This window comes from Cupriavidus sp. 01T418 (assembly GCF_056398885.1).
Genome location: NZ_JBFTQG010000033.1, coordinates 45,846 through 65,793, shown reverse-complemented (window position 1 = coordinate 65,793; position 19,948 = coordinate 45,846). Strand labels below are relative to the sequence as shown.

Below are 19,948 nucleotides of genomic sequence, written 5' to 3'. Positions count from 1 at the left end.
GACATGTCTGGATTAGGCACTCTCAAGAAATCTGCACAAAGTGTTGCTCCGATTACATACGGATCGCTTTGCGTGCTCTATACTCGAATGCACGTCCGCGCACTTTTCTTTCACTGGTGACTGGAGACCGACATGAACAGTACAGCCGTGCCTAGAGGCGCTAGCGAACCGTTCCGGCAACTGCGGGCGTTGCGCCGAGCGCGAAAGCTCAAGCAGGAAGATGTCGCCCGTAAGGCCGGGATTTCCCGGGAAGCTTACCTACGGGCTGAATCGGGTCAAGCCGATCCCCGCATGTCGACTTTCCTGGCGGCTTGCGAGGCGCTGGGCCTGGAAGTGGTGCTGGCTCCGCAGCATCTTGCTGCCGACGTCAACGCGTTTATTGCCAGCCGCAACGGCGGCGTCACGGCTGCTTCCATGGCCGGACAGGCGCCTGCCGCAACACCCACCGCCGCCAGCCCTGCAGCACCGGCCACCCCGGTCAGCACAGGCTTCGCGTCGGGCCCGGGCGAAGGTCACAAGCCAGCCTGAGCGTTCGTGCTGGTCCCGGTTTCGGGCCGGGCCGGCGCGCGCTTGTCATACCTGCAGCGGGTACGCCCCCAAGTGCCCGCTGCAGGGGTTTTGCCCGCTTGCCTGGCATGGCCTGGTGCCCGCCCGGCTGGCTCATCACTTGCCCTCGTTTGACGGCTTTCCCACCCGCGACATGGCGGGGCCGCCGGCTATTGCCCGTCGTCTTTTCCCATCCCTTTTCCCCCTTTTTTCCATTTCCCTGAGCATTTGTGCACAGCACCCGGTCATTTGCCGACTTGTGCCGCGGCATGTTTGCGTCCCCGTGATTCACGCCTAACCTGGAAACGTAAGTCATCCGGACGGCATGGCCGGCAATTGGCCTGCGGCCAGGATGCAGGTTTGACACGCCCGCAAGCTAGGATTACGATATAGTAAATAGATTACGTATTGTTTAATTTGTGGTGATGCCAGCCCATCGGACTGGTGGCTGGTCACCGGCAGCGTGATCCACCGGCAGCAGCAGTCCTCTGCGGTGTGGCCTTGCCGGGCAAGGGCAGGGCGGCACAGCTTCCCGTCGGGCCCCGGGCCCATTGGAAACAACGAGCGAGACAGGAGCAACCATGAGCAAGGCCTTTGCATCGCAGGCGGATCTGCAGGAAAAGCAGGTCACCTTCACCAGACTGTCGGAAAACGCTTATGCGTATACCGCGGAAGGAGACCCGAATTCCGGCGTGATCATTGGCGACGACAGCGTTCTGATTGTCGACACCACCGCCACGCCGGCGATGGCGCAGGACCTGATTGCCCGCATCCGCGCCATTACCGACAAGCCCATCAAGCATGTGGTGCTGTCGCACTACCACGCCGTGCGAGTGCTGGGCGCTTCGGCCTATTTCAGCGAGGGCGCGCAGAATGTGATTGCCAGCCGCGGCACCTACGAAATGATCGTGGAGCGCGGCGAAGCCGACATGAAGTCCGAGATCGAGCGCTTTCCGCGCCTGTTCGCGGGTGTCGAGACCGTGCCTGGCCTGACCTGGCCCAATGTGGTGTTCGAGCGTGAACTCACGCTGTACCTGGGCCAGCTCGAGGTCAAGGTCATGCACCTCGGGCCAGGCCACACCAAGGGCGATACCGTGGTGTGGATCCCTTCGCAGAAGATCCTGTTCTCGGGCGACCTGGTCGAGTACGACGCGGCTTGCTATTGCGGCGACGCGCAACTCGAGGAATGGCCGGCCACGCTGGAAGCGCTGCGCGCGCTGGCACCGGTGGCCCTGATCCCCGGCCGCGGCCCGGCGCTGACCAATCCCGAGATGGTGGGGCGCGGCCTGGATTACACGCGCGACTTCGTCAGCACGCTGCTGCGGCGAGGCAAGGAAGCCGTGACGCAGAAACTCGACCTGAAGGGCGCCATGGCGCATACGCGTGCTGCCATGGACGAGAAATTCGGGCAGGTCTTTATCTACGAGCACTGCCTGCCCTTTGACGTGGCGCGTGCATACGACGAGGCCAGCGGCATCAAGCATCCGCGTATCTGGACCGCGCAGCGCGACAAGGACATGTGGGCTGCGCTGCAGGAGTAAAGCTCGCGGGTTGCCGCAAGAGCCGCGTCAGCGGCCGTGGCGGGAGAATGGAGACAAGATGGAAACGAACTACCAGGCCCGTACCTTCGCGTACCAGCCCTGTGCCGAGCAAAGTGCGCGGCGGCCGGAAGCTGGTGGCCATGCGGTCCATCCCGTCGTGGTGATCGGCGCCGGCCCTGTCGGATTGGTCACCGCGATCGACCTGGCCCAGCAGGGCGTGCCTGTGGTGCTGCTGGACGACGATTGCACGCTTTCCACCGGCTCGCGCGCGATCTGCTTCGCCAAGCGCACGCTGGATATCTTCGACCGCCTCGGCTGTGGCCAGCGCATGGTGGACAAGGGCGTGAGCTGGAACGTCGGCAAGATCTTCTTCGACCAGGACCTGGTCTACAGCTTCGACCTGCTGCCCGAGAGCGGGCATGGCAGGCCCGCCTTTATCAACCTGCAGCAATACTATGTGGAAGGTTTCCTGGTAGAGCGCGCGGCCGGGTTCGCCAATCTGGCGATCCGCTGGAAGCATCGCGTGGCCGGGCTCTCGCAGGATGGCGACGCGGTGACGCTGGATGTGGAAACGCCCGATGGCCATTACGCCCTGCAGGCCCGTTATGTCGTGGTGGCTGACGGCGCGCGCAGTCCGGTGCGGCATGCGATGGGCCTGGAGACCAAGGGGCGTGTGTTCCATGACCACTTCCTGATTGCCGACGTGAAGATGACGGCGCCTTTCCCGAGCGAGCGCTGGTTCTGGTTCGACCCGCCGTTCAATCGCAATCAGTCGGTGCTGGTGCATCGCCAGCCGGACAATGTCTGGCGCATCGATTTCCAGCTCGGCTGGGACGCCGATCCCGAACTGGAAAAGGAGGCGGAGCGGGTGATTCCCCGCATCAAGGCGCTGCTGGGCGAGGGCGTTGAATTTACGCTGGAGTGGGTCAGTGTCTATACCTTCTCCTGCCAGCGCATGGACCACTTCCGCCACGGCCGCGTGCTGTTCGCGGGCGATGCCGCGCACCGCGTTTCGCCCTTCGGCGCGCGCGGCGCCAACAGCGGCGTGCAGGATGCGGAGAACCTGGCCTGGAAACTCGCACTGGTGCTGGCGGGCGGCGCGCCGGACGCCCTGCTCGATAGTTATGCCAGCGAGCGCGAATACGCCGCGGACGAGAATATCCGCTGCTCGACCCGCTCGACCGATTTCATTACGCCCAAGTCGCCCGTGAGCCGCGTCTTCCGCGATGCCGTGCTGACGCTGGCGCGGCAACACGGCTTTGCCCGCCAACTCGTCAACAGCGGGCGGCTTTCGGTGCCGACGGTGCTGCACGCTTCCACGCTCAATACACCGGATGCCGCCGAAATGCAGGGCGAGGCGAGGTTCATCGGGCAGATGGTGCCGGGCGCATCGTGCGTCGATGCGCCGGTGAAGGTGAACGGGGCGGCCGCGTGGTTCTTGCGCCAGCTTGGCAGCCAATTTACCGCCATGGTTTTCGAGCAGAAGGATGTTGCTGCGGCGCTGGCTGCCCTGCAGGGCCTGGCCTGCGGGCCGGTACGGCTGGCCGTGCTGTGCGTGGTCCCGGCGGGCGGCGCCGAGGCGCTGCGCGTTCCAACAGGCGTGCGCTTGATAGAGGACAGCGAAGGCCTGCTGGCGCGCCGTTACGACGGACGGCCCGGCTCGGTTTACCTGCTGCGGCCGGACCAGCACGTCTGCGCGCGCTGGCGCATCTTCGACCCCGTCCGGGTGCGTGCCGCGCTCAAGCGGGCGCTCGGCTGGCCACAGGACGGTGCCGCCGCCGATGAACGTGTCGCCACGGCGGCGATGGCCTGAGACGTCAGGGAGACAGGCAGATGCTGCTGAACACCGAACCCAATCTCACCCGCCCGGACGACTTCTACGAGGCACTGATCGACATGCATCGCGACCTTTCCGACGCGCAGAGCCAATCCGCCAACGCGCAGCTTATCCTGCTGCTGGCCAATCACATCGGCGACCTTGCCGTCCTGCAAGAAGCCATGGAGCTTGCCCGTGCGGGCGTGCTCGCCCGGGCTGGCGTCCAGCCCGCCACCGACCCGGCGGCCGCAGCCTGACGCTGCGCCCTGGCGCATTTCAAGAAACCAAGAGTCATCGCAAATCGCTAATCGCAAATCGCAAATCGCAAGCGCAAGAGGAAGACACAAGACATGACGCAAACGCAACTGAACGTTTCGGGACAGGCGCCCGACCACGGCACACCCGGTTACCAGTCGGGCTTTGCCAACGAGTTCGCCACCGAGGCCCTGCCCGGTGCGTTGCCCGTGGGGCAGAACTCGCCCCAGCGCGCGCCGTATGGCCTCTACGCCGAACAGCTCTCGGGCACGGCCTTTACGGCGCCGCGCGCGCACAATCGGCGCAGCTGGTGCTATCGCATCCGCCCGGCGGCGATGCACGCGCCGTTCACGCTGGTCGAGCAGTCGCGCATCGTCAGCCGCTTCGATGCCGTGCAGCCGTCGCCCAACCAGATGCGCTGGAGCCCGCCGGCCATGCCCACCGAGCCGACCGACTTCGTCGACGGCATCGTCACCATGGCCGGCAACGGCAGCCCGGAGGCCATGTCGGGTTGCGGCATCCACCTGTACCTGGCCAACCGGTCGATGACGGACCGCTTCTTCTACAACGCCGACGGCGAGATGCTGATCGTGCCGCAGCAGGGCAGGCTGCGCGTGGCCACCGAGATGGGCGTGCTGGACGTGGAGCCGCAGGAGATCGTGGTGGTGCCGCGTGGCGTGCGTTTCCGCGTGGCGTTGCCGGACGGCGAGGCGCGCGGCTATATCTGCGAGAACTACGGCGCCTTGTTCCGTCTGCCGGACCTGGGCGTGATCGGCTCCAACGGCCTGGCCAATCCGCGCGACTTTCTCACGCCGCATGCCTGGTACGAGGATCGCGAAGGCGATTTCGAACTGGTGGCGAAGTTCCAGGGCAACCTGTGGCGCGCCCCGATCTTGCACTCGCCGCTGGACGTGGTGGCATGGCACGGCAACTACGCGCCGTACAAGTACGACCTGCGCCGCTTCAACACCATGGGCTCGATCAGCTTCGACCATCCGGACCCGTCGATCTTCCTGGTGCTGCAAAGCCCCTCCGACACGCCCGGCGTGGATACCATCGATTTCGTCATCTTTGGCCCGCGCTGGCTTGCAGCGCAGAACACGTTCCGCCCGCCCTGGTTCCACCGCAATATCGCCAGCGAATTCATGGGCCTGATCGATGGCGTCTACGATGCCAAGGCGGAAGGCTTCTCGCCCGGTGGCGCCAGCCTGCATAACTGCATGAGCGGTCACGGCCCGGATGCCGATACCTTCGCCAGGGCCACCGCCGGCGATACGTCGCAGCCGCACCGTATCAGCGATACCATGGCCTTTATGTTCGAGACCCCCGCCGTGATCCGGCCCACGCAGTACGCGGCGGAATCGGCGCAATTGCAGGACGACTACTACCGCTGCTGGCAAGGGCTGAAGAAGCATTTCAACCCCAACGAGCGCTGATTCCGGCCAACGCGACCCACATTTTCTTATCGCGGGTGCGCGCGGCCGATGCCGCCGGCACCCATTGTCATTCCTTTCCGGAGCCCCCGATGACCACTGTCCAGCAAAGTTGGATCGATTCCGCCAATGATGGCGTCACGCATTTCCCGCTGCAGAACCTGCCATACGGCATTTTTTCCCCGACCGGGCAGGGGCCACGCGTGGGTGTCGCCATCGGCGACTTCATTCTCGACCTGTCGGTGCTGGACGCGCAAGGCTTGCTCCCCGCGGCGGTCAAGGGCGTCTTCGGCGGCGCCACGCTCAACGCCTTTATCGGGCTCGGCAAGCCGGCCTGGAGCGCGACCCGCCAGCGCCTGACGGCCTTGCTGTCGGCCGGCGATACCGAACTGCACCCCAAATCCGCCTTGCATGAGCAAGCCCTGGTGCCGATGGAGTGGGCCACCTTGCACCTGCCCGTGGACATCCCTGGCTACACCGATTTCTACTCCTCGCGCGAGCACGCCACCAACGTAGGCCGCATGTTCCGCGATCCGGACAACGCGCTGCTGCCCAACTGGCTGGAGATTCCCATCGGCTATAACGGCCGTGCCAGCTCGGTGGTGGTGAGCGGCACGCCACTGCATCGTCCCAAGGGCGAGATCAAGCCGCCCAGCGCGCCGCGCCCGATCTTCACGGCCTGCCAGAAGCTCGATTACGAACTGGAGATGGCCTTTATCGTCGGCAAGCCGTCGGCGCTGGGCGAGCCGGTCAGCACCGCAGCCGCGGCCGAGCATATCTTCGGCATGGTGATCCTCAACGACTGGAGCGCGCGCGATATCCAGCAGTGGGAATACGTGCCGCTGGGACCGTTCAACAGCAAGGGCTTCGGCACCTCGATCTCGCCCTGGGTGGTGACGATGGAAGCGCTGGAGCCGTTCCGCCGCGACAACCCGTTGCAGTCGCCCGAGCCGCTGGCGTACTTGCAGCAGCCGGAGCGCAACGCCTATGACATCGCACTGGAAGTCGCGCTGCGTCCCGAGGGCGCCGAGCATGCCAGCACCGTCTGCCGCACCAACTTCAAGGCCATGTACTGGACCATGGTGCAGCAGTTGGCACACCACACGGTGTCGGGCTGCAATGTCCGCGTGGGCGACCTGATGGGCTCCGGCACCATCAGCGGCACCACGCCGGATTCCTATGGCAGCCTGCTGGAGCTGACCCGCAACGGTGCCGAGCCGGTGACGCTGGTCGACGGCGGCAAGCGCGGCTTCCTGGAAGACGGCGACGAAGTGATCATGGCCGGCTGGTGCCAGGGCGATGGCTATCGGGTCGGGTTTGGCGAGGTGACCGGGACGATCCTGCCGGCCCGTTAAGCTGCCGGGCCTGGCGCGACATCCAGGACGACCGCAGCGCGGCCGGCCAGCAGCAACTGGCCGGCCGCGCTGACTTCAAACGCATAGAGAATGTTGCTCTCGCTGCCGCTGATGCGCCGGGCCTCGATCCGCAGCGGCGCGGCGATGTCGTCAAGGCGCGCCACGCGCAATTCGAGCTTGCGCACGCTGGCGAGGTAGCCTGCGCGCGGGCGCTGGGCGGGCTGTTGCAGAGCGGCCCCGTGGGCGGCCATGGCCTGCGCCGCGTATTCGATGCCGCAAACGGCCGCCAGGCGTCCGTAGGAGCGCAGCGGATTATCGGGGCGGGTATGGCTGGTGGCTTCGCACCGGATGAACTCCGGGCCCCAGTCGAGCACGCTGTCCAGCAGGCACATGGTGCCCCGATGCGGAATATGCGCGGCGATCCACGCGCGCCCCAGCGGTGCCGCGTCGGGACCCATGGCGTTATGCTGCCACGGCCGGCGTAATGGCTACCCGCAGGCGCAAATCGTCCAGGTAGTCGATCACCACCTCGCGCGCGCCGCCCAGCGCCAGCGCCTGCAGCAGGGGCAGGGCCCGCGCCGCGGGGATGCCCTGGCGCAACCGTTCCAGCCCGGGGTCCGTCATCCGGCTGGCCGGCGCTTCGGCCAGCGTGACGTCGATACGCGCGAGCGAACGCGCGCCAGGCTCGGGCAGCAGCACCATCGCCACGCCGAACGCGTCCGGGATCGGCCGGTGGCTGCGCAGCGGCTCCGGATAGTCCGTGTCGTAGGCGATCAGCAGGCACGCTTCGCGGTCCGCCGCCACCTGGCACAGGGCGTCCAGCAGGCCGGCGCCGAAGCTGCCGTCGCGGGCGCATAGCACATTGGACGATGCCATGGCGCCGGAGGCAATGCCCCAGTAACCCGCCGCCGCGTTATGCACGGAGTTGTGGAAGCGCGTTGGCGAGATCAGCGGATCGCCGCTGGCCAGCGTTTCGCAGATCACGTGATAGTTGTGGCCGTCGCCGCTGGATGCGGTGAATACGGTTGGCAGGGCCGCCGCATCCATGCCGCTGGCCGCTGCCGCTTGCTGGCCAAGTGCCAGGGCCAGCTTGACGCAGGGACCGGTGCGGCGTCGTTCGGCCGCGGGCAGGCCCGTCGGTGCCGGCAACTCGGTCGGCTCGCTGGCATAAGGCAGCGTGCCGGCAAGCAAGGCGGCGCCTTGCGGCCAATCCTTGAAGCCGGGGCCTAGCAGGCCGATGCCTTCGATGAATGCGCTTGCTTGCATGGGTAGGTTCATTCCCGCGAATCGGCGCGCCCGAACAACAGGCTGCAGTTGGAGCCGCCAAAGCCAAAGGCGTTGCTCAGTACGCGCTGTACGGGCTGCTCGCGGTTTTGCAGCAGGTAGTCGAGTGGCAGCCCGGGGTCCAGCTCGCTAGTGTTGATGCCCGCCGGCAGCAGGCCGTGACGCAGCGCCAGCGCGCAGATCACCGCTTCGATGGCGCCGGCCGCGCCCAGCGTGTGGCCGGTCGCGCCCTTGGTGGAACTGCACGGCACGGTGGGCAGCAGGTCCAGCATGGCCTTGCCTTCGGCCGCGTCATTGCTGCGCGTGGCGGTGCCGTGCAGGTTGACGTAGTCGATCTGCGCCGGGGTCAGTCCGGCGCTGGCCAGTGCCTGCGCCATCGCCATGCGGGCGCCCAGGCCTTGCGGATGCGGCGCGGACATATGGTGGGCATCGCTGGATTCGCCAATGCCCAGCAGCAGGATGTCCTCGTCCGCGCTTGCCGCGGGCAGGCGCTCGAGCAGCCCGAAGGCGGCGCCTTCGCCGATCGAGATGCCGTTGCGCTGCGCATCGTAGGGCCGGCATGGCTGGCTGGAAACCAGTTCCAGCGAATTGAAACCATAGAGCGTGGTGTGGCACAGCGAATCGACGCCGCCCACCACGGCCGCATCGATCAGCCCCGCCTCGATCATGCGGCGCGCCGAGGCGAACACCTTCGCGCCGGACGAGCAAGCGGAGGAGATCGACACGGCGGGCCCGCGCAGGGCGAAATAGCACCGTACGAATTCCGTCAGCGAGTAGGGGCTGTGGCTGCCGCGGTAGTGAAAATCCGCGGGCAGCGCGCCGGTGTCGGGGTCGCGCCGGCGGTACGCCAGCTCGGTCTGCAGGATGCCGGCGGTGCTGGTGCCAAGGAACACGCCGATCCGCTGCGCCCCGTAACGGGCTGCGGCTGCACGCACCTGCTCCGCGAAGCCATCCTGTTCCAGCCCCAGTTGCGCCAGCCGGTTGTTGCGGCAGTCGAACTCGGCCAATTCCGCGGACAGTGCGGTCTCGTCCACCTGCGCGACTTCACCGATATACGTGTCCAGCCTGATATCGCTGAAGCCGCAGGGGGTCAGGCCGCCGCGTTGCGCGCGCAATGCCGCCAGGGTAGCGTCGAGGCCGTGCCCGAGGCAGCTTGTGGCGGTGTAGTGCGAGAAAAGTAGGGGAGACACTGCGTAGTGGATCCGTTTGCGCGGTGCGCAGATTGTAGCAAAAGGCCTGTGCGGGCCACGTCACCAATGTCAGGCTGGCGCAGTGTCTCGGCGCGTGGCCTGGGGCACGGCATCGCGCAGCGTCACGCAGCGCAGCCCCGCGCTGTCGATGGCCCGCAGTACGCGCGGCAGCACCGCCAGCACCAGAGGCTGGCCGGCTCGATCGTGGCCCGGATTGCCGTCGTGCAGCAGCAGGATGTCGCGCTCGGCCAGGCCTGTCAGCAAGCGGGCCGCGACGCGCCCGGCATCGCCGGCGGCGGCGGTGTCGAAGCCCCGTCGCGTCCAGCTTGCCAGGTGCAGGCCCAGCCGGCACAGCACGGGTTCGAGAAAGGGATTGCGCAGGCCGGCGGGGGCGCGGAAGAAGCGCGGCGCGGTGCCGGTCAGCTCCGTCAGCACCTGTTGTGCCGCGGCGATATCGCGCATCTGCCGGGCCGGACCGAACAGCGAGAAGTGATGGCGATGGTCCAGGCTGTGGTTTTCCACCGCGTGCCCGCGCCGCGCGATCTCGCGCACCAGCTCGGGGTGCCGCGCGGCGCGTGCGCCGATGCAGAAGAAAGTGGCTTGCACCCGGTGCTGGTCCAGCAGGTCCAGTACGCGCGGCGTCACCTCGGGATTGGGCCCGTCGTCAAAGCTCAGGGCGATGCAGCCGTGTGCCGATGGCGGGAGCGTCAGCAGGTTCGGTCCCAGCCAGGTACTGCGCGGCCACAGCCCGGCTGCCGTCAGCAGCAGGTGCGAGGCGATCACGCCGCCGGCAGCCCATGGCAGGGTCGCGGGCTGCGCGACGATGGCCGCGGCGGCGCCGGCATGTAGCGCCAGCGTACCGCTGACCAGGGCGCCGGGACGCCACGGACGGGCGTGCTGCATGCCAGGGGACTGGGTCATGGGGCTCATGGTTGGTTTCCAGCCGGCGCGGAAAGCAGCGCCGGCGGCGCAAGGATAGCCGAGAACAACAGTGCCAGCACCGCGCCGGGACCCACGGTCATGCCGAATGCCTGCAGCAATGGCAGGTTCGAGAAGGCGAGCAGGCCAAAGGCCGCCACCGTGGTCATGTTGGCCAGCACCAGGGACACCAGCGTATGGGGCGAAATGGCGGCAGCCTGCCGGCCGCCGCCATTGAAGAACAGGGCGTAGTTCGAGCCTACCGCGATCAGCAGCAACATGCCGACCAGATGCAGGATGGTGAGCTGCCGTCCGCTGGCGGCCAGTCCCGCCACCACCACGAGCGTGGCGGCGGCCAGCGGCAGCAAGGTGCCCAGCACGCGCCGCGGCGAGCGCAGCGCGATCGCCAGCAGCGCGGCAATGGCGGCCAGCCCGCCAAGCGACAGGCGCAACGCTTCGTGCATATAGCTGGCGTAGAGATGGTCGGATTCGTTTTTCAGATCGACAAAGAGCGTGTCCTGCAAGCCGGCGCGCGCAATGGCCGCGCGGATCGGCGTTGCGTCGAGGCTCGGTTTGCCCTGCGGCGACGCGGCGGGCGCGCGCAGCGGCAGCGTGGCGCTCCAGTGCCCGTCATGGCGGGCCAGCAGCCCGTCTATGGCTAGGGCCATGGAGGTGCCGCGCAGGTCTTCGCGGCGCAGCGGCGCCGCGCTGCGCGCCTGCTCGGCTTCGTCCAGGAACGGCGCGAACAGGCCAGGCTTCACGGGTTGATCGGCTACCGCCGCCTGCAGCCGTTGCGCCAGTTCCTGCCGCGGCGGCAGGCTGGCCTGCCGGGCGCGCTGGGTGGCCAGGCTGGGCAGGTAGCGCGCCGGGCTCTCATAGCCCGCGATGACGCCTTGCGCCACCAGCGGGTCCAGCTCTCGCGCGACCCGTTCGGCACCCTGCAGCACGCGCTCCTGGTCGGGGCCGGACAGCACCACCAGGTAGCGTACGTCCGGTGCGCCAAGGTCGGCGCGCAGCGAGGCGTCGAGTGCCTGCTCACGCTCGGGCACCGGGCTTAGCGAGGCGAGTTCCTGGCTCCACAGCGGGCCGCGCTGCATCAGCAGCAGCGCGCCGGCTGCCAGCAGCAACACGGCCATCGGCCAGCGCAGCCGGTGGGCCTGCGCGGCGATGCGGGCCAGGCGGGTGCCCTGCGGCGTGACGTCGCGCATGCGCAGGTTGGCTGGCGCCAGGCGCGGCAGCACGAAGCGCGTGACCAGGGCGGCCGTGGTCAGCCCGGCAATGGAATAAAGCCCCAACTGTGCCAGCCCCGGGAAGCCCGATAGCAGCAGCGAGGCAAAGCCGCAGATCGAGGTCAGCACGCCCAGCCGCACCGTGGGCCAGAACGCGCTGACCCAGGCCCGCTCGTCGCGCCGGCCGGCATGCGTGTACTGGGCGGATTGCACGAACAGGTAAATGGAATAGTCGACCGCCTCGCCGATCAGCGTGGTGCCGAAGCCCAGCGTCAGCCCGTGCACCGCGCCGCCAAAACCCAGGCTGACCGCAGCCACGCCGGCCAGGGCGCCCGATAACACCGGCACCAGCCCGAGCAGCAGCGTGGGCACCGAGCGGTACACCAGCAACAGCAGCGTGACGATCAGGCAGATGCCCAGCGTGGACAGGCGCTCCACTTCGCGCTTGATGGTGTCGCGGGTGCTCACCGAGAACACGCCAGGGCCGGTCATCACGAGGCGGTAGGCCTCGGCACCAGGCTGTGCTTGCCGGGCTTGCCGGGCCTGCTCAAAGGCCTGGCGGATGGCATTGATGGCGTTTGCCTGGCCGTCGGTGTCGGAGCCTGCGCTGGCGGTCTGCGCCAGCAGCACGGCACGCCGGCCGTCGCGCGAGATCCATGCGCCGTCGCGCAGCGGCACGCGCTGGCTGCTGTCGAGCTGGCTCAGCACGGCAGTGATTTCGCCGGTGGGGTCGCGTGGCAACAGCGTCTTGGTGAAGAGTCCGGCCGGCGAGGCGAGCAGGTCGAAGCTTTCGCCTACCGCCGCCTTCAGCCCGTCCGGCGAAAAGCGCTCGGGCGTGACCGTGGGACTGAGCAGGTAGCGATGTGCGTAGAGGAAACGCTGGTCGCTGGCCTGGTTGACCGGCTCGCCATTGTTGACCGAGGAAAAACGCGGGTCGGCACGCAGCTTTGCCGCCACGGCCTTGGAAAGCGCGGCGCGCCCGGCGGCGTCGCCGCCTTCGATGCCAAGCAGGATCAGCCGGGACACCAGTCCTTCGCGCAGCTGGTCCACCAGCAATTGCTGCTCCGCGCTGGGCGCGCGCGGCAGGAAGGCGGACAGGTCCGCGGTGAAGCTGGTGCGGCAAACCACCGCCGCGCAGGCCAGCAGGAACAGCAGCCACAGGCCGACCGCCACGCGCGCCGGCCGCCCGCACAGGCGCTGGCGCCAGCTGTCGCCGCGGGCCTGCCCGTTCATGGCGCGCCGGCCGTCTTGATCTGCATCACCGAGCGGTCGCCGTCGGCCTGCACGATCTCCACGCTGTCGAGCGTGTCCAGCGTGCCGTCGATGCGGATCCGCTTGACGATGCCCGCCATGCGCGCATCGGCCGGCGTCAGGGTCAGGGTCCAGCGCGCCGCGCGGCCCTCGATGCCGAGGCGATAGTAGCGCTCCAGCGCATTGCGGTTGCCGGCCAGGGTGCCGCGGATGCTTTCGATAAAGGCGGCGATTTCCGGGTAGTTCTGCAGCGGCATCACGAAGCGCTTGCCGCCGCGCTCCACCGTCATCATGTCGCCGTCGAGCACCAGGTTTTCCGGCTTGGGCGCGACGGTACGCTTTTCCAGATGATCCGGCGCCACGAAGACCAGCTCGCCCGACGACACCACCGGACGTTCGAGCATGGCGAGATACTTCGTCTCGGTAAAACGCACGCGCCCGGATTTACGCTGCGCCAGCGCGGACATCAGCTGGTCCACGCTCCAGGCCGCTGAAGCGGTGGCGGGCGGTTCCGTGGCCTGCGCGGCCTGCGCGGCCTGCGCGGGCGGCGGGGCTGCCATGCCAAGCGCGCCCGCAATGCAGGCAAGCACGGACAGGCGCGCAAGAAAACGCAGACGGTAAGACTGGCGAGCGTGCGGGGGTCGAGGCATGCGTCAGGGCTCGTTGCCGGGCGGCGGCTTGCCGGAAAGCGGCGGGCCGGACTGCCAGAAGTCGTAGAAGTTGAACCAGTTGTACGGTGCGTCGTGGCAGTGGCGTTCCAGCATGCCCACGTAGCGCGTCAGCGCGGCCTGGACTTCGTGCTCGCGCTGGCCGCGCGCCACGCGAGAGAAATCCGCCAGCGCCTCGAAGTGGATATCGTAGCGGTTACCGCCCCGGTACAGCCCGGTCATGAAGATCACGGGACGGCGCAGCATCGCCGCCATGCGAATCGGGCCGGTGGGAAAGCCCGCCGGCGCGCCGAGGAAATCGCACTGCTGCACCGGGTCGGTGGCGCGCTGCGAGAGGGTGCGGTCGGCCAGCATGCCGATCATGAAGCCGCGCTCCAGGTATTCGCGCACCTTCAGCATGGCGTCGATGCGGCCGAGCGCAATCACGTCCTGGCGCATGGCCGGGTTGATGGCTTCAAGCACGTCGTTGAGCTTGTGCGCGTTCTCCTCGTACATGGTGATCGCCACCCGCAGGCCGGGGCGCAGGCGGCCCACGGCGCGGATCACTTCGAAGCTGCCCATGTGCGCACCCAGCAGGAAGGCGCCGCCGCCCCGCGCCATGGCCTCGTCCACCAGCTCGCCGCCGTGCACGCGGATATCGAACAGGTCGAAGCGCTCGTTGAGCAGGTAGATCCGGTCGTGGATGGTCGAGGCGAAGGTGAAGACGTGCCTGAAACCATCGCTCCAGCCCGCGTAGCGTCCGAGCACGCGGTCCAGGTAGGCGCGCGAGGCATAGCGCGCGGTTGGCGAGAACAGCACGAAGTAGGCGGTGATCAGGCGCAGCACGGCGCGCCCGAACGGACGCCCCAGGCGCAACGAGAGCCAGCTCATGATGCGCAGCAGCGCAGTGTTGCTGCGCTCCTGGCGGCTGGACCAGTCCGCGCTGGTCGCTCGCCGCCGCTTGGCAAGCCACGTCATGCGCCGTTTTCCCCGGCTTGCGGCGCCGGCCCCGGCGGGGTCAGCGTGCCGCTTGCCACGGCACGGCCATTGGCGCTGAGCGCGAAATGGATCGTGCCGCGCGCATCGGTTGCATGCGTGAGGATCACCGGTTCGCCGGGCGACACCGGACTCAGGAACTTGACCGAACCGAGCTGGAAGATCTCCAGCGGTTGCGCCAGCGCCGCACCAATCAGCACGATCGCGTGATCCAGCAGGATCACCCCCGGTACCACCGGATGGCCGGGGAAATGCCCGGCCAGCGCGGGGTGGTCGGGCGCGATGACGAAGCCGTCCGTGGCGCGCGCTTCGTCTTGCTCGGGGCGGTGGCCGGGTTGGCGCGCGCGTATCATGCCGCCTCGCTGCCTCGTTGGGCTGCCTGCAATTTCGCCACCAGTGGCGCCAGGATCTCGTGCGGGAGCTTGCCGGTGGCGTTGCGCGGCAGGGTGTCCACGAACAGCAGCGGGCGCGGCAGGAAGGCCGGATCGATGCGCTCGCGCAGCGCTCGCTGGATCTGCGCAGCCTGCAGGCGCGGCGCCACCAACAGCGCGATCAGGCGCCGCACGTGGCCCTCGGGTTGGTCGTCGTCCGGCACGAAGAAGACGCCGTCTTCCACACCCGCGATGGCGTTGATCTGGTGGTTGAGGTAAGCCAGCGAGGTGCGCTTGCCGGCGATATTGATCAGGTCCGCCTTGCGGCCGTGCAGCAGGAAACGGGTTTCGTCCAGCAGTTCCAGCGCGTCGCCCATGGCGACCGGTTGCTCCACGTGGCCGCCCGCGGCCCAGACCTGTTCATCTTCTCCGGCATCTCCGGCATCTCCTGCTTCGCTGCGCGCTTCCAGCTTCACCCCGGGGAACAATTCCCAGGCGCTGGTCTGCGCGGTGCGGCGCGTAGCCAACTGGCCGGTCTCGGTGCAGCCGTAGATTTCCATCAGCGGCGCGGCCAGGCGCGCCTCCGCCTCGCAAGCCAGCTTCTCCGACAGCGGCGCGGTGGCGGACAGGACCAGGTCTGCGTGCGGCAGCTTGCCAGGAGAAAGCAGCAGCGCGCGCAGATGGACCGGCGAGGTCACCAGCACGCGCGGGCGCGGCACGGCTTCCAGCGCAGCGCGGATATCCGCGGGGTAGAAGGTAGGTGCCGCGCTCAGCGCGATGCCGCCCTGCAAGGCCAGCAATACCGTGGACTCGAAGCCGTACATATGCTGGGGCGGCACGGTGCCCACCAGCGTATAGGCGCGGCCGTCCTGCAAGCCCAGCCGTGCCGCCGCGGCACGCACATTGCTGACCAGGAAGCCCCAGGTCTTGCGGTGCGGCACCGGCTGTCCCGTCGACCCCGAGGTGAACACATAGGCCATGACACGCTCGCCGGGAATCGACGGTATGCGCGCCTCGGCCGCGGGTGCATCGGTGGCTTGCCCGACGAAGCCGGGAACGCGGAAGCGCGACAGCGCGATATCGCAATCCGGCGTGTCGTGCAGGCAGAAGGCGTCGGGTGCGAACGAGGCGAGCTGGCGCACCATCTCCGGGGTATGGGTGGACGGCAACAGGCTGATCTTGCCGGCCACCAGCGCGGCGCACAGGCCTACCGTGAAGCGATAGCGGTCGGCGCAGACATTGAAGACATGGCCGCCCGGCGGCAACTCGGCGGCAAGCCGCGTAACGTCGGCGAGGAAGCGGCGCACCGTCACTGCCTGGCCGAGATGGTAGGCAATGACGCTGTCCGGCGAGGCGTGCGTGACCAGCGGAAAGGCGGGCACGACGCCGGGCTGCCGATGTGCGGGAGCGGCTGGCATCAACGCGACAGCCCGGCGCGCGCGGCCATGGCCGCGCGGTAGCCCTGGAGCGCTTCCCGCACGCCCGCATGGGCCAGTCCCGGGAGCGCAAGACGGCGGCAGCCCGCTTCCACCACGAACATCAATGCCACCAGCAGCGGGCTGCACAGGTTGGCGAAGGTGGACCAGGTGGCGATAGGCGCGAGCGCGAACAAGGCCGTGGATACCGTTGCCATGACGGCGAAGAACAGCGTCCACGCCAGCGTGATGGCGCGCGTGTAGCGTTTCAGCGCAGGGGAGAGCGGTCCCCGCACGATGGCGGCGAACTGGGTGCACAGCGGCGTTTGCCCGCGCCGCAAGCTACGGCCGAACATCAATCCGAGCGCGGCGTTCGCGCCCATGTGCTGCAAATAGTAGGTCCACCCGAAATGCAGCGAGAGCGGCGCGCGCAGCAGCCACAGGCCGGCGCAAGCGAGCCCCAGCAAAATGAGCAGGGGGAGCCGCCAGGAGGAACGCCAGCTGAGGCTCAACCCCAGCAGGACAAAAGGCGCGGCACCCAGCAGCAAGCCGGCCACCTGAGCGCCGGGCTGCTGGGCCGCACGGTGCAAGGCGTATTCATAGCAGGCGAAGAGTGCAGCAACGATTATCCAGCCATGGCGGCGCAGCGGGTGTTCGCCAGCCGCATGTGCCGTGCCCGGCATCTGCTTGGGTGCGGCGGTTTGGCAGCCGGCGTGGCAGTCGTCCGCCGGCCTGGCGGACAGGTCGGCGGCACGGTGGGGAGCTAATGGATCACAAAATGACATTTGGGGGCGCTATATGGGTACGACAGTGGCGCTCGTCTTGCCGGCTGCAAGGATCGCATGCCCTACAATGACGCCCGACAGGACGAACCGGCACCTTTCCGGGCGCCCGGAAGCAAGACGAGAGCATATAGCGTGAAGACTGCTGAAGTGGACCCATGATTCCGGAAGTGGTGAACAATGTTGTTACCAAACTTCTCTTTTCTAGTGGGATTTACCCCGCCTTGGTAGCATCTGCCCCAAAGACGGTGCCGAAGTATACAGTAGCCGTCCGACTTCACCCATGCCCCGGCACGCATGTCCGGGCTGCCCATGATGCGTGGCGGACGGCTACCGTAGCGTGCATGCGGAACCTTCGATATTTCCAACGTTGCGATGATGACCGAACTGGAACATGAACTCGCCGAGTTGATCATCGGCGAACTCGATATCACCGATATCAAGCCGGAAGACGTCTGCGCCGAGACGCCGCTGTATGGCGACGGCTTCGGCCTGGACTCCATCGACATCCTGGAAATTGCCCTGCTGATCTCCAAGAAATACGGCTTCGAGTTGCGCTCCGACAATCCCGACAACCACGAGATTTTCTCCTCGCTCGGCAGCCTTGCCGCCTACGCGGCAGCGAACCGGTCCCGTTGAGGCATTGGGCCAGCGGCCGGGGATGTCAGAGGCAGGAGAACTGACAAACGCACACCGATGAGGGGTATCCGTACCGTACCGTACCTCGGAGGCGGTGCCTGTCACCGTAACGAAGCAGCCGCTTGTGGGAGCGTGGATGGAGCAGCAAGAGAAGCGGAAGTTGGCGCTGGTCACCGGTGGCAGCGGTGCGCTCGGACAAGCGATCTGCGTGGCGCTGGCACAGGCCGGCCACGAGGTCTGGGTCCATGCCAACCGCAATCCTGGCCAGGCCGAAGCGGTGGCCGGGACGATTCGCGCCGCCGGCGGGCACGCGCATGCCATCGCCTTCGATGTCACCGATGCCGATGCCACCGACGCTGCCTTGCAGCGCATCCTCGCGCACGGGCCGGTGCAGATACTCGTCAACAATGCCGGCATCCATGACGACGCGCCCATGGTCGGCATGACGCGCGAGCAATGGCGCAGCGTCATCGACGTCTCTCTCAACGGTTTCTTCAACGTCACCCAGCCCTTGCTGATGCCGATGATGCGCACACGCTGGGGCCGCATCGTCAGCATGGCTTCGGTGGCGGCGCTGATGGGCAACCGCGGCCAGGCCAACTATGCGGCCGCCAAGGCCGGGCTGATCGCGGCCACGCGCTCGCTGTCGATCGAGATGGCCTCGCGCGGGGTGACCGTCAATGCCGTGGCGCCTGGCGTCATCGAGTCGCCCATGATTGCGCAGGCGTTTCCGGTCGAGCGCATCCGGCAACTGGTGCCGGCGGGCCGGGCCGGCAGCGCGCAGGAAGTGGCGGCCATGGTCGCCTACCTCGTGTCGGACGCGGCGGCCTACGTCACTGGCCAGACGCTCTCGATCAATGGTGGGATGGCCTAGGACGGCCGCGGGATGCTAGAAGACATGATGGATAAGAACGCCCATTCCAGCGCCGGTGGCGGCATGCCGGCCCCGTTGCCGGGCTCCGGTCCGCGCCAGTGCGATGTGCTGGTGATCGGCGGCGGTCCTGCCGGATCCACCGCGGCGGCCTTGCTGGCGGAGCGGGGCTTCCAGGTCACGCTGCTGGAGAAAGCGAGCCATCCGCGTTTCCATATCGGCGAATCCTTGCTGCCCGCCAACCTGCCGCTGTTCGAGCGCTTGGGCGTGGCCGACGAAGTGCGGGCCATCTCCATCGAGAAATGGGCCGCCGAGTTTGTCTCGCCGTGGCACGAAGACGGCCAGGCTTTTGAGTTCGCCGATGCCTGGGACAAGTCGATGCCTTATGCCTATCATGTGCGTCGCTCTGCCTTTGACGAGTTGCTGTTCCGCAATGCGGCGCGCAAAGGTGCGCAAGTGATCGAGCAATGCCGGGTGCGGGAAGTGGCGTTCCTTGCGCAGGACGCGGGAGCCCTCGTGCATGCCGTGCGCGACGACGGCAGCCAGGCGGACTGGCAGGCACGCTTCGTGGTCGACGCGTCGGGCCGCGACACGTTTCTTGCCAACCGCTTCAAGACCAAGCTGCGCAATCCCAAGCACAACAGTTCCGCGTTGTACGGGCACTTTCGCGGCGCGCGGCGCCATCCTGGCAAGAACGAAGGCAATATCACGATCTTCTGGTTCGAGCATGGCTGGTTCTGGTTCATCCCGCTCTCGGACGGCACCACCAGCGTGGGCGCGGTGACCTGGCCGTATTACCTGAAACGCCGCGACAAGCCCCTGAAGGATTTCTTCGCCGACACCATCGCGCTGTGTCCGGCCCTGGCGGAGCGCCTGGCGGGCGCGGAACTGATCGCGGATGTGGAGGCCACCGGCAACTATTCGTACGTGACCGGGCAGACATTTGGCCCGAACTACGTGCTGCTCGGCGACGCCTATGCCTTTATCGACCCGGTGTTTTCCTCGGGCGTGATGCTGGCCATGACCAGCGCCTTTGCCGCCGCCGATGCCATCGAAACCTGCCTGCGCGAGCCCGCCAGGGCGCAGGCGGCGCTGCAGCGCTTCGACAAGGTCGTGCGCCACGGTCCCAGGCAGTACTCCTGGTTTATCTACCGCATGACGTCGCCGACCATGCGCGACCTGTTCATGGGGCCGCGCAATGTGCTGCGCATGAAGGAGGCGCTGCTGTCCGTGCTGGCCGGCGACATCTACGGCAAGACGCCGATCTGGCGCTCGCTGCTGGCCTTCAAGGTGCTCTACTACGGCGTGGCGCTGGTCAACTGCCGGCGCTCGTTGGGCGCATGGCGTCAACGCCGCCGCAATATCCGCCCGCTGGACGACACCGGCACGGTGGCCGGCCGATGAAGCGC

17 protein-coding genes and 1 pseudogene are annotated in these 19,948 nt (G+C 67.4%); 9 read left to right on the top strand and 9 right to left on the bottom strand.

What is annotated here, in order from left to right; all coding sequences use genetic code 11:
- Positions 1-132: 132 nt before the first annotated feature.
- The 6 genes from AC1DQ3_RS25820 to fahA all read left to right on the top strand — a co-directional run bounded on the left by AC1DQ3_RS25820 (position 133) and on the right by fahA (position 6,946).
- Entirely contained in the window at positions 133-528 is a 396-nt protein-coding gene (locus AC1DQ3_RS25820; RefSeq protein WP_477123000.1) for a helix-turn-helix domain-containing protein, read from the top strand.
- 599 nt (positions 529-1,127) lie between these two features.
- Positions 1,128-2,087: an MBL fold metallo-hydrolase gene (locus AC1DQ3_RS25815; RefSeq protein ID WP_477122999.1), complete on the top strand. Its 960-nt coding sequence runs from the start codon at positions 1,128-1,130 to the stop codon at positions 2,085-2,087.
- Between the two features lie 58 nt (positions 2,088-2,145).
- The gene (locus AC1DQ3_RS25810; protein ID WP_477122998.1) at positions 2,146-3,900 is read left to right on the top strand and encodes an FAD-dependent oxidoreductase; all 1,755 of its coding nucleotides are present in this window, start codon (positions 2,146-2,148) and stop codon (positions 3,898-3,900) included.
- A gap of 20 nt (positions 3,901-3,920) precedes the next feature.
- Positions 3,921-4,160 (top strand): DUF2783 domain-containing protein, encoded by a 240-nt coding sequence (locus tag AC1DQ3_RS25805; RefSeq protein WP_477122997.1) that lies wholly within the window; start codon positions 3,921-3,923, stop codon positions 4,158-4,160.
- 93 nt (positions 4,161-4,253) lie between these two features.
- Positions 4,254-5,594 carry a homogentisate 1,2-dioxygenase gene (gene hmgA, locus AC1DQ3_RS25800; protein WP_477122996.1) on the top strand — a complete coding sequence of 447 codons (1,341 nt, stop codon included), beginning with the start codon at positions 4,254-4,256 and terminating at the stop codon, positions 5,592-5,594.
- 89 nt (positions 5,595-5,683) lie between these two features.
- A complete protein-coding gene (gene fahA / locus AC1DQ3_RS25795; protein WP_477122995.1) occupies positions 5,684-6,946 on the top strand; it encodes a fumarylacetoacetase in 1,263 nt (420 codons plus the stop codon).
- Here fahA and AC1DQ3_RS25790 read toward each other — a convergent pair.
- From AC1DQ3_RS25790 to AC1DQ3_RS25750, 9 genes and pseudogenes are all read right to left on the bottom strand, one after another.
- On the bottom strand, positions 6,943-7,404 hold the full coding sequence (locus tag AC1DQ3_RS25790; RefSeq protein ID WP_477122994.1) for an ApeP family dehydratase: 462 nt from the start codon (positions 7,402-7,404) through the stop codon (positions 6,943-6,945). The genes fahA and AC1DQ3_RS25790 overlap by 4 nt on opposite strands.
- 4 nt (positions 7,405-7,408) lie before the next feature.
- Positions 7,409-8,212 (bottom strand): beta-ketoacyl synthase chain length factor, encoded by an 804-nt coding sequence (locus AC1DQ3_RS25785; protein WP_477122993.1) that lies wholly within the window; start codon positions 8,210-8,212, stop codon positions 7,409-7,411.
- 8 nt (positions 8,213-8,220) lie between these two features.
- Entirely contained in the window at positions 8,221-9,420 is a 1,200-nt protein-coding gene (locus tag AC1DQ3_RS25780) for a beta-ketoacyl-[acyl-carrier-protein] synthase family protein (RefSeq protein ID WP_477122992.1), read from the bottom strand.
- A 69-nt stretch (positions 9,421-9,489) separates the two neighbouring features.
- On the bottom strand, positions 9,490-10,350 hold the full coding sequence (locus AC1DQ3_RS25775; protein WP_477122991.1) for a polysaccharide deacetylase family protein: 861 nt from the start codon (positions 10,348-10,350) through the stop codon (positions 9,490-9,492).
- Entirely contained in the window at positions 10,347-12,800 is a 2,454-nt protein-coding gene (locus AC1DQ3_RS25770) for an MMPL family transporter (RefSeq protein WP_477122990.1), read from the bottom strand. The genes AC1DQ3_RS25775 and AC1DQ3_RS25770 overlap by 4 nt, the downstream gene beginning before the upstream one ends.
- Positions 12,797-13,378 carry a LolA-related protein gene (locus AC1DQ3_RS25765; RefSeq protein ID WP_477123013.1) on the bottom strand — a complete coding sequence of 194 codons (582 nt, stop codon included), beginning with the start codon at positions 13,376-13,378 and terminating at the stop codon, positions 12,797-12,799. The genes AC1DQ3_RS25770 and AC1DQ3_RS25765 overlap by 4 nt, the downstream gene beginning before the upstream one ends.
- 93 nt (positions 13,379-13,471) lie before the next feature.
- A complete protein-coding gene (locus tag AC1DQ3_RS25760; protein ID WP_477122989.1) occupies positions 13,472-14,443 on the bottom strand; it encodes an LpxL/LpxP family acyltransferase in 972 nt (323 codons plus the stop codon).
- A pseudogene (locus tag AC1DQ3_RS25755) lies at positions 14,440-16,214 on the bottom strand (AMP-binding protein). The gene AC1DQ3_RS25760 and the pseudogene AC1DQ3_RS25755 overlap by 4 nt, the downstream one beginning before the upstream one ends.
- A 35-nt stretch (positions 16,215-16,249) precedes the next feature.
- Positions 16,250-17,032 carry a COG4648 family protein gene (locus AC1DQ3_RS25750; RefSeq protein WP_477122988.1) on the bottom strand — a complete coding sequence of 261 codons (783 nt, stop codon included), beginning with the start codon at positions 17,030-17,032 and terminating at the stop codon, positions 16,250-16,252.
- Positions 17,033-17,407: 375 nt separating this feature from the next.
- Between AC1DQ3_RS25750 and AC1DQ3_RS25745 the strand changes: the two genes are divergently transcribed.
- The 3 genes from AC1DQ3_RS25745 (at position 17,408) to AC1DQ3_RS25735 (ending at position 19,943) form a co-directional block, all read left to right on the top strand.
- Positions 17,408-17,668 carry a phosphopantetheine-binding protein gene (locus AC1DQ3_RS25745; RefSeq protein ID WP_477123012.1) on the top strand — a complete coding sequence of 87 codons (261 nt, stop codon included), beginning with the start codon at positions 17,408-17,410 and terminating at the stop codon, positions 17,666-17,668.
- 136 nt (positions 17,669-17,804) lie between these two features.
- A complete protein-coding gene (gene fabG / locus AC1DQ3_RS25740) occupies positions 17,805-18,542 on the top strand; it encodes a 3-oxoacyl-ACP reductase FabG (RefSeq protein WP_477122987.1) in 738 nt (245 codons plus the stop codon).
- A gap of 24 nt (positions 18,543-18,566) precedes the next feature.
- On the top strand, positions 18,567-19,943 hold the full coding sequence (locus AC1DQ3_RS25735; RefSeq protein ID WP_477122986.1) for an NAD(P)/FAD-dependent oxidoreductase: 1,377 nt from the start codon (positions 18,567-18,569) through the stop codon (positions 19,941-19,943).
- Positions 19,944-19,948 lie beyond the last annotated feature (5 nt).